At 58.2% G+C, this 12,975-nt stretch carries 13 protein-coding genes, 4 tRNA genes and 1 pseudogene; 11 read left to right on the top strand and 7 right to left on the bottom strand.

The window, feature by feature from the left end; genetic code table 11:
• Positions 1-295 precede the first annotated feature (295 nt).
• The 5 genes and pseudogenes from FQ185_RS16715 to FQ185_RS16695 all read left to right on the top strand — a co-directional run.
• Positions 296-371: transfer RNA gene (locus FQ185_RS16715), tRNA-Asn, on the top strand.
• Between the two features lie 9 nt (positions 372-380).
• Positions 381-457: transfer RNA gene (locus FQ185_RS16710), tRNA-Pro, on the top strand.
• A 5-nt stretch (positions 458-462) separates the two neighbouring features.
• Positions 463-538: transfer RNA gene (locus tag FQ185_RS16705), tRNA-Lys, on the top strand.
• Between the two features lie 96 nt (positions 539-634).
• A tRNA-Pro gene (locus FQ185_RS16700) sits at positions 635-711 on the top strand.
• Positions 712-939: 228 nt separating this feature from the next.
• Positions 940-1,230 (top strand): annotated as a pseudogene (locus tag FQ185_RS16695) (methyl-accepting chemotaxis protein); the annotation flags it as partial.
• 62 nt (positions 1,231-1,292) lie between these two features.
• On the opposite strand, the gene FQ185_RS16690 reads toward FQ185_RS16695, so the two are convergent.
• From FQ185_RS16690 to FQ185_RS16670, 5 genes are all read right to left on the bottom strand, one after another.
• The gene (locus FQ185_RS16690) at positions 1,293-1,706 is read right to left on the bottom strand and encodes an EF-hand domain-containing protein (protein ID WP_149418367.1); all 414 of its coding nucleotides are present in this window, start codon (positions 1,704-1,706) and stop codon (positions 1,293-1,295) included.
• 330 nt (positions 1,707-2,036) lie between these two features.
• Entirely contained in the window at positions 2,037-3,335 is a 1,299-nt protein-coding gene (locus FQ185_RS16685) for an NAD(P)/FAD-dependent oxidoreductase (RefSeq protein ID WP_149418366.1), read from the bottom strand.
• Between the two features lie 60 nt (positions 3,336-3,395).
• Positions 3,396-3,569, bottom strand: a complete 174-nt coding sequence (locus FQ185_RS16680; protein WP_008028730.1) for a DUF3094 domain-containing protein — start codon at positions 3,567-3,569, stop codon at positions 3,396-3,398.
• A gap of 68 nt (positions 3,570-3,637) precedes the next feature.
• A complete protein-coding gene (locus tag FQ185_RS16675) occupies positions 3,638-4,165 on the bottom strand; it encodes an MOSC domain-containing protein (protein ID WP_149418365.1) in 528 nt (175 codons plus the stop codon).
• Positions 4,162-4,788, bottom strand: coding sequence for a DUF1780 domain-containing protein (locus FQ185_RS16670; protein ID WP_149418364.1), 627 nt, complete (start codon positions 4,786-4,788; stop codon positions 4,162-4,164). The genes FQ185_RS16675 and FQ185_RS16670 overlap by 4 nt, the downstream gene beginning before the upstream one ends.
• A gap of 253 nt (positions 4,789-5,041) precedes the next feature.
• On the opposite strand from FQ185_RS16670, the gene FQ185_RS16665 reads away from it, so the two are divergent.
• The 3 genes from FQ185_RS16665 to FQ185_RS16655 are packed head-to-tail and all read left to right on the top strand — an operon-like array spanning position 5,042 to position 8,912.
• Positions 5,042-6,409 (top strand): aromatic acid/H+ symport family MFS transporter, encoded by a 1,368-nt coding sequence (locus FQ185_RS16665; protein WP_149418363.1) that lies wholly within the window; start codon positions 5,042-5,044, stop codon positions 6,407-6,409.
• The gene (locus FQ185_RS16660) at positions 6,406-7,626 is read left to right on the top strand and encodes a benzoate/H(+) symporter BenE family transporter (protein ID WP_149418362.1); all 1,221 of its coding nucleotides are present in this window, start codon (positions 6,406-6,408) and stop codon (positions 7,624-7,626) included. Before FQ185_RS16665 ends, FQ185_RS16660 begins: the two co-directional genes overlap by 4 nt.
• 17 nt (positions 7,627-7,643) lie before the next feature.
• On the top strand, positions 7,644-8,912 hold the full coding sequence (locus tag FQ185_RS16655; protein ID WP_149418361.1) for an OprD family porin: 1,269 nt from the start codon (positions 7,644-7,646) through the stop codon (positions 8,910-8,912).
• 8 nt (positions 8,913-8,920) lie between these two features.
• Here FQ185_RS16655 and FQ185_RS16650 read toward each other — a convergent pair whose 3' ends face one another.
• Positions 8,921-9,163, bottom strand: a complete 243-nt coding sequence (locus FQ185_RS16650) for a DUF2790 domain-containing protein (protein ID WP_149418360.1) — start codon at positions 9,161-9,163, stop codon at positions 8,921-8,923.
• 121 nt (positions 9,164-9,284) lie between these two features.
• Between FQ185_RS16650 and FQ185_RS16645 the strand changes: the two genes are divergently transcribed.
• Positions 9,285-10,217 carry a LysR family transcriptional regulator gene (locus tag FQ185_RS16645; protein ID WP_149418359.1) on the top strand — a complete coding sequence of 311 codons (933 nt, stop codon included), beginning with the start codon at positions 9,285-9,287 and terminating at the stop codon, positions 10,215-10,217.
• 80 nt (positions 10,218-10,297) lie between these two features.
• Here FQ185_RS16645 and FQ185_RS16640 read toward each other — a convergent pair whose 3' ends face one another.
• On the bottom strand, positions 10,298-11,752 hold the full coding sequence (locus FQ185_RS16640; RefSeq protein WP_149418358.1) for a TrkH family potassium uptake protein: 1,455 nt from the start codon (positions 11,750-11,752) through the stop codon (positions 10,298-10,300).
• Between the two features lie 246 nt (positions 11,753-11,998).
• Between FQ185_RS16640 and FQ185_RS16635 the strand changes: the two genes are divergently transcribed.
• Positions 11,999-12,688, top strand: coding sequence for an energy-coupling factor ABC transporter permease (locus FQ185_RS16635; RefSeq protein WP_149418357.1), 690 nt, complete (start codon positions 11,999-12,001; stop codon positions 12,686-12,688).
• 63 nt (positions 12,689-12,751) lie between these two features.
• Positions 12,752-12,967, top strand: a complete 216-nt coding sequence (locus FQ185_RS16630) for a hypothetical protein (protein WP_149418356.1) — start codon at positions 12,752-12,754, stop codon at positions 12,965-12,967.
• Positions 12,968-12,975: the final 8 nt, after the last annotated feature.

Below are 12,975 nucleotides of genomic sequence, written 5' to 3'. Positions count from 1 at the left end.
AACGGACGGTGCAATAAACGAGGCCTCGCACTGCGAGGCCTTTTTTTCGCCAGGCTGTTGAACTCTAAGGAAAAGGCTTGTAAAGTGCGCCCCGCAGTAAGTCACCCCAAAGGGTTTCTGCTCCCCAAGCAGGAATCTGAAATAAGTTGCAAATCATTGTCTTGAAAGCAATTTAGGGGGTTGACAGAGGTGCTTAAGATTGTAGAATAGCGCGCCTCAGACACACGAACGCAGCGATGCGAACGGGTCGAAGAGAACGCGAAATGCTTCAAATGTTGTAATTGAAATATGCAGTTCCGTGATAGCTCAGTCGGTAGAGCAAATGACTGTTAATCATTGGGTCCCAGGTTCGAGTCCTGGTCACGGAGCCAATTTCAAACCGGGGTATAGCGCAGTCCGGTAGCGCGCCTGCTTTGGGAGCAGGATGTCAGGAGTTCGAATCCCCTTACCCCGACCATTTTTGGGTCGTTAGCTCAGTTGGTAGAGCAGTTGGCTTTTAACCAATTGGTCGTAGGTTCGAATCCCACACGACCCACCATTTTTGAAACCAGTTAACGCTGGGATCAGATCTTAAGATCAGAGGCCAAAAGCACTGATCGAAGAAGGCGACTTGTAAAGGTCGCCTTTTTTTTACCGGGGTATAGCGCAGTCCGGTAGCGCGCCTGCTTTGGGAGCAGGATGTCAGGAGTTCGAATCCCCTTACCCCGACCATATTAAAAATCCTCGTATCGAAAGATACGGGGATTTTTTTTGTCCGCCGAAAACATCATTTTCTTTTAAGTCATCGTACAACCGGCCGATAGCGAGGCGACGGGGTACTGCCAAAACAAAACAGCTCAATGACCTGGCGGATCTGTTCGCTAAACAAGTCGCCGCCGAAAGCGAGAAATCCGAGGCGCATTACGAAACATCGCGGAAAACGTGGCACGAGGCGACTTGAAAGCCAGCTCCTCCCGCGCGGCCAGTACTTTGGCCTTGGCGGAGCGGGCGAGCGAGGCGTTGCAAACCATCACCGCGGCGGTTCACCAGATCCATGAACGTAATCTGGTGATTGCCAGCGCCGCCGAAGAACAGGCGCAAGTGGCGCGTGAAGTTGATCGCAACCTGGTGAACATTCGCGATTTGTCGGTACGCTCTTCCGCCGGAGCCAATCAGACCAACGCCTCCAGCCATGAGCTTTCACAACTGGCCAATTCGTTGCGGACGATGGTGCAGCGCTTCCAGGTGTAAATCCTCCAGACGAAAAAAAGCCGCGCTTCTCGATGGAAAAGCGCGGCCTGGTGCTCAGAAAATCAGGCGCCGTCTTGGTCTTTCAGGTGCTCGAACAGGCCTTTTGGCATTTTCTTGCCATTGGCTTCGTAATTGGCTTTCACGTTATCAAATGCTTCTTGCTCGTCGATGAAGCCGTCATGGTTGGTGTCGATCTTGTCGAAATTGGACTTCGGCGCGACCTTCAGGAATTCAGCGCGGGATACCTTGCCGTCGCCATCCGTGTCGGTTTTTGCCATCGACGCATCGCCACACTTGCCTTCGCCACATTTACCTTCGCCGCATTTGCCTTCCGGGGTCTTCACGACTTGTTCGGCCGAGGCCAGCAGGTAGCCTTGAGTCAGCGGCTGGGAAGCGAAAACGGAGCCGGACAACATCATGCCGCCGGCCAGAACAGCGCCGAGCAGACCAATAGTGTTTTTGGTGGTACGGGACATTTCAATACTCCAGGGTTGCACGACACAACCGTTCGATAAAGGACGCCACGTAAGTGCGGCGATAACCGTAGCTGGCGGGGTGCCTTGCTCGGGTGTGGCCATTTAGCGGGGGTGGTGTATCGCTACTGTGTCGCGCAAGGGGGGAGTTTGTAAGCGAAGGGGTGAAACGGGGGGAGAGATACAGTGAGACACACAAGTGAAGACCGAGGCGTCTGCATCGCGGGCAAGCCACGCTCCCACAGATTATGTGTCGACCTGGAATCTGGTCCGACACCTAACCTGTGGGAGCGTGGCTTGCCCGCGATGAGGCCCTGACTGACGCCGAAAATCTTAATGCAGCTTGAGCCGCGGCTCAGTCCCGCGCCCGATCTTGCTGCCCAGCATCAGCATCGCCGTGCGAAACGCGCCATACAGCGCCATCTGATGCATGCGGTACAGCGACACGTAAAACATCCGCGCCAACCAGCCTTCAAGCATCACGCTACCGGTCAGGTTGCCCATCAAGTTACCCACAGCCGAAAAACGCGACAGCGAGATCAACGAGCCATAGTCGGTGTATTTGTACTCAGGCAGAGGCTTGTTTTCGATCCGCAATTTCAGCGATTTGGCCAGCAACGAAGCTTGCTGATGCGCCGCTTGCGCACGAGGAGGCACATTGCGGTCGGTACCCGGTTGCGGGCAGGCCGCGCAGTCACCGAAAGCGAAGATGTTCTCGTCGCGGGTGGTTTGCAGGGTCGGCAGCACTTGCAGCTGATTGATGCGGTTGGTTTCCAGGCCGTCGATGTCCTTGAGGAAACCCGGCGCTCGAATCCCGGCCGCCCAGACCTTCAGGCTGGCGTTGATCACTTTGCCGTCGGCAGTGATCAGGCTGTCGGCGGTGACTTCACTGACCGCCGCATTGGTCATCACGTTGACCCCGAGTTTTTCCAGGGTTTTATGCACAGGCCCGCCAATCCGTTCCGGCAGCGCTGGCAGCACCCGAGGCCCGGCTTCGATCAGGGTGATGTGCATGTTCTCCGGTTTGATCCGGTCCAGGCCGTAGGCTGCCAGTTCATGGGCGGCGTTGTGCAGCTCAGCCGCTAACTCGACACCTGTCGCACCGGCGCCGACGATGGCCACGCTGATCTGCTCGATTTTATCGGTTTGCCCGGCATGGGCGCGCAAGTAGTGGTTGAGCAATTGCTGATGGAAGCGCTCAGCCTGTTTGCGGGTATCGAGGAACAGGCAATGCTGCGCCGCGTCCTGAGTCCCGAAGTCGTTGGTGGTGCTGCCGACCGCGATTACCAGCGAGTCGTAACCCACTTCACGGGCCGGAACCAGTTCCAGGCCGGCTTCGTCGTAGGTGGCGGCCAGTTGGATTTTCTTCTGTGCGCGATCAAGCCCGCTCATGCGCCCCAGCTGGAACTCGAAGTGGTTCCATTTCGCCTGGGCAACATAGTTGAGTTCATCTTCGGAAGAATTCAGCGAACCTGCCGCCACTTCGTGCAACAGCGGTTTCCAGATGTGGGTCAGGTTCGCGTCGACCAGCATCACACTGGCCGTGCCGCGTTTGCCCAGAGTCTTACCCAGACGGGTAGCCAACTCCAGACCGCCGGCGCCGCCGCCAACGATGACAATACGATGAGTCATGGGGATATCTCGCAAGGCTAAAAGAAATCGGTGCAATTACCCGAGCGAGCACGAAGCAGCTCATAGCGTCAGGTAACTGATAAATCGGCTCAACAGGCCTAAACCAATGGTCACTGCCAACACCACCACCAGGAGCATCCACGGCCGGAAAGGCCGGCGCTCGACTCGGTGCTGGGACAGGTGCAGGTACTCTTCGACATGCTTCTGGTCGTCGGGGTTCAGGCGGCTGGTCATATTGGGCCTCGTCAGGGGTAGACGTTGCTGAATGAGTGGAAGCTACAAGCGAGCTGCTGTGTAACACGTTAGCCCGCGTTGAACGGAGCATAGCCGCTGTCGGGAACGGGCTCGACGTTCACCGTATCGTCCAGGCGAATGATTCCACTTTGTAACACCCGGGCGGTGATTCCGCCATGTCCGCGCACGGCTTGAAACGTCCCGGGGCCGAGGTTGTTTTGCAGGCGGGCGCAGGGCTGGCACCAGCCCGTTGTTTCGAAAATCGCTTGGCCGATCCGGAAGCGCCGGCCCTTGAGGCTGAATAAATGGATTCCACTGATAACGAGATTGCGCCGCAAATCTTCAGGCCTTACCGGTTGATCGGTCGGGCGGCCCATCAGTGAACTGATCACCGCCAGATGCTCCCACTGAATCAGCGTCACCTGGCGCGCATTCCGCACGCCCGGGCGAGCGCGATCGCCGGTTAACCCGGCCTCGAGACGCGCTTCCACCGCATCGAGTTCGATCATCGGTGCATGGCGCTCGGGCCGCACGCCGATCCAGCGAACGCGACCCTGTTGTGGCACTTCGGCTATCAGCTCCTGCAACGGACTCACAGGCTGATTCCGACGTCGAAGACGATGCTGCGCCCCAGGTTGCTGCGCAGAAAATCCGGTGCGTCGGGATGGGCGAACAGCACCCGGGCGAAGGTCGGGCCGACCAGTGACAACGAACGCCAGCCCTGGCGCAAGTATTCGGTGGGTGGCGGGAAATGGCTGTTGAGGTCCAGCACTTCGCGCTTGAGACTGGCGAAGGCGATGATGTCCAGTTCCCCCAGGTCCATGCCGCGTTCTTTGTAGTTGTGCGCTTTTTTGCGCAAGGTCGGCGCCAGCCGCAGCAAAAACTCGTTGGCCGGAATACGCCGGGGCTTCGCCTCGCGGCGTACCAGCGAACTCAGGGAAAACGCGCTGCGTCGTCGTTGCAGCTCATCGCGCCATTCATCGTTGAGGCGCCGGCCTTCGTCGAGCACGAAGAACACCTCGAAACTGGCATCGCGAAACAGCACGTCCGGCGGTTCGCCAGCGGGGGCGAACTCGTCCGCGCGATAGTGAATGTTCAGACCTTGCAGCAGGCGCTGACAAACCCAACGCTCACGCTCCCATTTGCGGGCATTGGACAGGAACGCGTTGGCTTGCTCGGCCGCGATGGTCAGCAGGCGTAAATAATCTGAGTCATCCATAGGCCCAAGCTTAGCGTCCAAATACGATCACAAAGAAGACAATTTATCGGAGAAGGTCGACAGCGGCCGGATGTTCGTCGCGCCACACCCATAGCAATCCTCACCCAAAGCCCGGTTCAGGGCATTGCACAAAACGGATAGCGATCTGCGCACAGCGGATATTTCCCCGTGCCTGACGACTTTACCCTCGGCTATACGGACGTGAGCCGTGCTACCGATGCGTTTAAAAAAACAACAACAAGAGATAAATGCCATGCGCAAGATCGACGTACATAAGGTTATCGACAACGCACGATTCAACCGCTTTCACTGGATGGTGCTGTTCTGGTGTGCCCTGATCATCATTTTCGACGGTTACGATTTGGTGATCTACGGCGTGGTATTGCCGATGCTGATGAAAGAGTGGGGGCTCAGTCCCCTGCAAGCCGGGGCGCTGGGAAGTTATGCGCTGTTCGGAATGATGTTTGGCGCACTGTTTTTCGGCCCGTTGTCGGACAGGATCGGCCGCAAAAAAGCCATCACGATCTGCGTGATGCTCTTCAGCGGTTTTACCGTGCTCAATGGTTTTGCCCGTAACCCCACTGAGTTTGGCCTCTGCCGGTTCATTGCCGGACTGGGCATCGGCGGGGTGATGCCCAACGTCGTGGCGCTGATGAACGAGTACGCGCCGAAGAAAATCCGCAGCACGCTGGTGGCAATCATGTTCAGCGGCTATTCGGTGGGCGGCATGCTTTCGGCGGGGCTGGGCATCGTGCTGATCCCGAGTTTTGGCTGGCAGTCGGTGTTTTACGTCGCGGTACTGCCATTGCTGTTGTTGCCGTTGATCATGTACTTCCTGCCCGAATCAGTGGGTTTCATGCTGCGTCAGGGGCGCAATGAAGAGGCTCGCAACATCCTGGAACGGGTTGACCCGGCTTACGTCGCGCACGCTAGCGATCAGCTGCAGATGAGCGAAGTGAAGGGCACCGGCACCCCCGTGTTGCAACTGTTCCGTGAAGGTCGCGCGCTACGCACGTTGATGCTGTGGCTGGCGTTTTTCTGCTGCCTGCTGATGGTCTATGCCTTGAGTTCCTGGCTGCCGAAACTGATGGCGAACGCCGGTTACAGCCTGGGATCGAGTCTGTCGTTCCTGCTGGTGCTCAACTTCGGTGCCATTTTCGGCGCGGTCGGCGGCGGTGTACTGGGTGACAAGCTCAACTTGCCGCGAGTGTTGGCAGTGTTCTTCGCCATGGCTGCCGTGTCGATCACCTTGCTGGGTTTCAACAGCCCAATGCCGCTGTTGTACCTGCTGATCGCCATCGCCGGCGCCACCACCATCGGCTCACAGATTCTGTTGTACGCCTGCGCCGCGCAGTTCTACTCCATGACCATTCGCTCCACCGGTTTGGGCTGGGCGTCAGGCATCGGGCGCAACGGTGCCATCGTCGGTCCGCTGCTGGGCGGTGCCTTGTTGGGGATCAGCCTGCCGCTGCAACTGAATTTCATGGCGTTTGCGTTGCCAGGTGCAGTGGCCGCCATCGCCATGACCGTGTTCGCCATCAGCAGTCGACGCAGCGCCAAACAAGCGCAACCGGACTTGCGTCACGGTTCGCCGGACGGGACTTACGGCGAAGTTTCATGAAGACGTTTTGCCGGGACTTTTCCCTGTCAGCGGCCGTCGCCGGATTTATCGCCACGGTCATTTCCTACGCAGGCCCGTTGGTGATCATCTTTCAGGCTGCCGAGACCGCGCATCTGTCACGCGAAGTGCTGTCTTCCTGGGTCTGGGCGATTTCCATTGGCAGCGCCGTGCTCGGCATCGGCTTGAGCCTGCGATATCGCGTCCCGGTGATCATCGCGTGGTCGGCGCCGGGGTCGGCGTTGCTGGTGGCGCTGTTGCCGGGGATCTCCATGCCGGAGGCGGTAGGTGCCTATCTGGTCAGCAGCCTGATTATCTTTCTGGTCGGCGTGTCGGGGGCGTTTGACCGGATCATCAGCAAACTGCCCGCAGCCATTGCGGCCGCGATGCTGGCGGGAATTTTGTTCAGCTTCGGCACCGGGTTGTTCGTCTCGTTGCAGGGCAAGCCGCTGCTGGTGCTGGCGATGTTCGTCACGTACCTGATCTGCAAACGGCTGATGCCGCGTTATGCGGTGTTGATGGTGCTGCTGGTGGGCTGCTCGATGGCTTTTCTCGCCGGTGATTTGCACAGCGAGGCGTTGGTGATCGGGTTGGCCACGCCGGTGTGGATCACGCCCGCGTTCAGCCTGAGCGCGACTTTGAATATCGCCTTGCCGCTGGTGATGGTGGCGCTGACCGGCCAGTTCGTTCCCGGCATGGCGGTACTGCGCGCCAGCGGTTACCCAACGCCGGCCGGCCCGATCATCGCCAGCAGTGCGTTGGGCACGGCGCTGTTGGCACCGTTCGGTTGTCATGGGTTGAATCTGGCAGCCATCACCGCGGCGATTTGTACCGGGCGCGAGGCCCATGAAGACCCCGGCAAACGCTATGTGGCCGGGGTTGTGGGTGGGCTGTGTTACCTGGTGCTGGGGATCTTCGGTGCCACTCTGGTTTCACTGTTTTCGGCGTTCCCCAAAGAGCTGATCGCGGCCCTGGCCGGGCTGGCGCTGTTTGCTGCAATTGCCGGAGCGTTGGCCGGCGCAATGGCCGTGCCGAACGATCGCGAAGCCGCGCTGGTGACCTTCCTGACAACCGCGTCGGGCATGTCGCTGTTTGGTTTGTCCGCCGCATTTTGGGGACTGATTTTCGGCATGGTCACCCACTTGTTGTTAAACGCCCGGCGTTCTGTTTCACGCAGCGAATCTGCTGCGGCTGAAGTACTTCAACCTGTCGATCAATAAAAATAAGAGAAAAAACGATGAAACAGATTCTTCCAACAACCGGTTCGATGTTGTCCCTGGCTGTCGTCTCGAGTTTCTCCGCCGGTGCGATGGCGGCCGAGGGCGGGTTCATCGAAGACACCACGGCCACCTTGCAAGCGCGCAATTATTATTTCAGCCGGGACTTTTCTGACATCGTCGGCGCGAATCAACAGTCGAAGGCCGAGGAGTGGGCACAGGGTTTCATTCTTAACGTCAAATCCGGTTACACCCAGGGCCCTGTCGGTTTCGGTGTGGATGTCATAGGCCTGCTCGGTCTCAAACTCGACAGCAGCCCGGACCGGGTCAATACCGGTTTGTTGCCGGTGCAGGATGATGGGCGTGCGGCGAATGATTACAGCCGACTGGAAGGCGCGTTGAAAATGCGTTACTCCAAAACCGAGCTGAAGGTGGGTGAGCTGCAACCCAACGTGCCGGTGCTGGCGTTCAGTGATATCCGTCTGCTGCCGCCCAGTTATCAGGGGGCAAGTATCAGCTCCAATGAGATCAATGGCCTGACCTTACAAGGTGGCCACTTGAACTCCACCAGCCTGCGCAACGAGGCCGGCGACGAAAAGATGCAAGCCATGCTCGGTCATGTACCGCAGCGGCAGGTCAGCAGCGATGGTTTCAACTTTGCCGGCGCCGATTACGCCTTCAACGATAAACGCAGCTCGGTCAGCGCCTGGTTCGGGCAACTGGAAGATATCTACAACCAGCGCTTTCTCGGCCTCAAGCACAGCGAGCCACTCGGTAACTGGACCCTGGGCGCTAACCTTGGGTATTACAATTCGCGTGAAGACGGCAAAAAACTGCTGGGCAACATCGACAACCAGGCGTTTTTCTCCTTGCTGTCGGCCAAGCGTGGCGGCCACACGTTCTATGTAGGCTATCAGGGCATGTTCGGCGACAGCGCCTTCCCGCGAGTGTTTGCCAACATCAGCCCTCTGGGTAACGAGGTGCCGACCTATGAGTTTGCCTACACCGATGAGCGCTCCTGGCAGGCGCGTTACGACTACGATTTTGCGGCCCTCGGCGTGCCGGGGCTGACCAGCACCGTGCGCTACATCACTGGCAACAATGTCGACACCGGCAAAGGATTCGAGGGCAAGGACCGCGAGCGCGATCTGGACATCGGCTATGTGCTGCAGAGCGGCAGCCTCAAAGGCCTGGGGATTCGTGTGCGCAACGTGATGGCGCGCTCCAACTACCGCAGTGATATCGACGAGAATCGTTTGATCCTCAGCTATACGTGGACGTTGCTATGAAGCAGTGATCACAGATTGCTCATGCAATTACCCATCACTTGATACGTCACGCGATGAGTCTGGCCCTGATGATCGATGTAGACCATGGTGGCTGGCACGACGTTGCAGGCGGTTGCGGTGTCTGTCACTGAAACCACTTCGGCGATGTCCAGCGGTTGTGCCGGGTTGTACGAGGTAGCGGCGGGTTCGTTGCCGGCGGCCATGGCCGAGGTGGCGACAACGGTCAGAAACAGGCTGATCAGGGTTTTCATTTTTCCGTGCTCCGTGTTGATTCCGATACCTGAATTCTAGTCTTTGCCCGCAACCGATAAAGGGGCCAGCGTCTGATGCAGCCTTACATGAAACGTAACAGTGACCGCCCGTGGAGGGCTTATGGATCTGCTCAATAACTTGCGGGTGTTTGTCCGTGTGGTGGACTGCGCAAGTTTTACCGCCGCCGCCGATGCGCTGGACCTGTCGACCGCGCAAGTGTCGCGACTGGTGGCGGATCTGGAGCAGCATGTGCAAGCACGCTTGCTGCAACGCACCACGCGGCGGTTGAGCCTGACCGAGGCCGGTGAACGCTTCCTGGTGCGCAGTCGGCAAATACTCGAAGAAATGGAGGTGGCAACGGCAGAGGCTCGCGGCGCCCATCTCAAACCGAGTGGACGGCTGCGGGTTCACAGCATGAATGGCCTGGGCGTGCTGATCACACCATTGATCGCCCGCTACAGCGAACTTTACCCCGATGTGGTGTTCGAGTTGACCCTGTCGCAGCGTAATCCCGATCCAATGGAGGAAGGGTACGACGTGGTGATTTCGATTGCCCACGAACTGGCTGATTCGCAAATGGTCGCCCAGGCCATCGGGCAGATTTACAGCGTGCCCTGCGCCTCCCCGCACTACCTGCAACGGCGTGGCGTGCCGCGCACACCGCTGGCGTTGAACGATCATCAGTGCCTGCGCATGCTCGACCCGTTGTACAGCGATGAATGGGTGTTCCGGGACGAAGAGGGCGAGCATGCGGTCAGCCCGGCCAGGACCTTTCAATGCAACGTCGCCGAGTCGATGGTCAAGGCGTCGGAATCCGGCATGGGGATCAGCCTGATTCCGTTCTACACCGCGACGCGTCCCTTGAGCGATGGCACCTTGTTGCGCTTGCTGCCCGCCTGGCGCCCGCGTGAACGCAACGTATATGCACTGTACCCGTCGCGGCGTTTTCTCGATGCCAAGGTTCGGACCTGGGTGGACTTTCTCAAAGCCGAATTACCCAAGCTGTTCGCTGAACACGAGGCGGTGATGAACGATCCACGGCATTGGGCCTGAAGTCCCGGTTGCGTCACCTCCATCCAGTTCGGCAGGGCCAGAACGCATTGGCAGGGTGGACAGGAGGAGTCCAGACAGGGCTAGTACTTCCAGAAAACCGGGATGAACAGCACCAGAACAGTGAGGATTTCCAGTCTTCCCAGCAGCATGCCAAAGGTCAACAGCCATTTTGCAGCATCGGGCAGTGTCGAGAAATTGCCTGCCGGGCCAATGATCGAACCAAGGCCTGGCCCCACGTTACAGACGGCGGTGGCCGCGCCACTCAATGCCGTGGTCCAGTCCAGGCCAATGAGCGCCAACCCCATGGCGATGGCCCCGATGGTGATGGTGAAAAAGAATGAAAACGTCAGGAGTGAGCGGGCGATGTCTTCATCGATGGGGTGATTGTTGTACTTCTTCTGGATGACGGCGCGAGGATGAATCAATTGTTTCAGGCTGCCCATGAGCAGGGCGCCAGCCACTTGAAAACGGAAGATTTTAAGACCGCCGGCGGTGGAGCCGGAGCAGCCGCCGACAAAGGTCAGATAAAAAAACAGCAACACGGAGAAGCTGCCCCATAACGTGTAATCCCCTAGTGCCACGCCGGTCGTCGTGACTACCGACGTTACGTTGACCGCCACGATCCGAAACGCTTCCCACCAGCCGTACTCGCTGTTCAAGCACAACCAGGTGCCGAACAGCAGCCAGGTGATGAGCAAAAAGCCAATGAACCCACGTACCTGGTGATCTCTAAGCAAGGCCCGTTTATTCCCGCGCAACAGGCTCACATACAACGTAAAAGGCAGGCTGCCCAGAATCATGATAATCACAGCCACCCAATGAATGGCCGGTTGCGTCCAATTCGCCAGAGAAGAATCGGAGGTGGAAAATCCCCCCGTGGAAATCAACGACATTGCATGGTTGATGGCTTCGAACGGGGTCATGCCTGTTATCCACAGCGCCAGCGTGGAAACAGCGGTCAGCCCGATATACAAACCCAGAATGTATTTGGCGGCGACGTGGGAGCGTGGTGTGACCTTCTCCGACCAGTCGGATGATTCGGTCTGGAACAGGCGCATCCCCCCGACCCGCAATAGCGGCAGGATGGCCACGGCCATGCCGATGAAGCCGATCCCGCCCAGCCAATGCAGCATTGAACGCCAAATCAGCAATCCGGGAGAGGCAGTGTCCAAGCCGGTCAGAATGGTCGATCCGGTAGTGGTGATGCCGGACATCGTTTCAAAAAACGCGTCGGTGTAGCTGATGTCCTGGATCAAGACCATGGGCAATGCGGCGAACGTACAGACGACCACCCAACTGGCGGTCGTCAGCATGTACATATCGCGGGGACGCAACTGAGCGTTTTCAGGGCGCCCCTTGTTAATCAGCAGCAGCCCGGACACCATCGTGATCACAATTGACCACCCAAAGGCTGACATCTCATCGTTGCGTTCATAGATCACCAGCGTGAGCAGCGGTATCGCCATACTCACTGCGAGCGTGATCAGAAAAATACCCAGGATGAAACCGATAAACCGCAAAACCGCAATGGACATAGATAACGCCTGTCTTGTTAGCGCCGCGCAGTATCGACCGGCTTGTCATTCTGTCTCGTAAAGTTTGCGTAACGTTTGTTCTTCCCCTGGATTCTCTGCGCGCCCGGCTGGAAGTGCGATAGGGCCAGTCAGAAACGCCGGTATAGACTCATAGCTATCACGACGGGAGAGAAGCGTGAAATATAGAACAATGTTGCTGCTCAGTCGTTTGCTTGCGTGGGCCTCGGCGTCCAGGAAGGCACGCCCATGATCGGCGCCGAGTTGCTGTCAGCGCAAAGCCTTGCAGTTGGCTGGCTGATTTACGTGCCGGTAGTGATCTGGGCTGTCTGTCGAGCACCGTGGGTCGAACTGTTCAGCGACAGTCGCCGCCAGCATCTGTTGTTCGGCACGGTGTTCGCGCTGTTCTTGCTCTGGCTGGTACGACAGGATTTCGACACTGGCGTGTCCTACCACTTTCTCGGCATGACCGCCGTGACCCTGTTGCTCGACTGGCCGCTGGCGATTGTCGGCGGATTGGTCGCGCAAACGGGACTGGTGCTGCTCGGGCGGCAGGATCTGGCGGCGATGGGGGTCAACGGCGCGCTGCTGATTCTACTGCCGGTGCTGGTCACCGAATGCTGCGCGATCCTGGTGGAGCGAGCGCAACCGCGTAATCCCTTTGTGTATATCTTCGTGTCCGGGTTTTTTGCAGCGGCGCTGTCGGCGTTGCTGTGCCTGCTGCTGGCGCTGTGGTTGCTGTGGTTCAACGAACGTTTCGCCATGCCGTATTGGCTGGAAGATTTTGTCGGTTATCTGTGGCTGCTGATTTTTCCGGAAGCGTTCATCAACGGCATGGTGGTCAGCGCGCTGGTGGTGTTTTGCCCCGAGTGGCTGGAGACGTTCAATCGCACGCGCTACCTTTCGGCACCCTGGAAGGACGACGATCCCAAATCTTGATCCGCATCAAATCCATAAATCGCTGACGCTTCCATGCTCCGCAAAACCTTCAGGAGCATTGAAATGAGTGTCTACGAATGGGCAAGGCAGGAGTTGCGCCAGAGTCTGAATATCGCGCAAGAGGTGGGATTTGATCCGGGTCTGAGCCTGCGCGCCTTGCTCAGTGCGGTGGTGCAACAGAGCAAGGCTGTGCGCAGTGTCGAGGATCTGGCTGACGAGTTGCAGTTTCTCGTCGAGAACCTCGATGACGGTGAGGACTACGGCTTCATGCGGCCCTGATGTTCGGG

The sequence above is a fragment of the Pseudomonas sp. ANT_H12B genome (assembly GCF_008369325.1).
Classification (GTDB): Bacteria; Pseudomonadota; Gammaproteobacteria; order Pseudomonadales; family Pseudomonadaceae; genus Aquipseudomonas.
The sequence above is the reverse complement of the archived record's forward strand: the minus strand, read 5'-3'. Positions and strand labels throughout refer to the sequence as shown.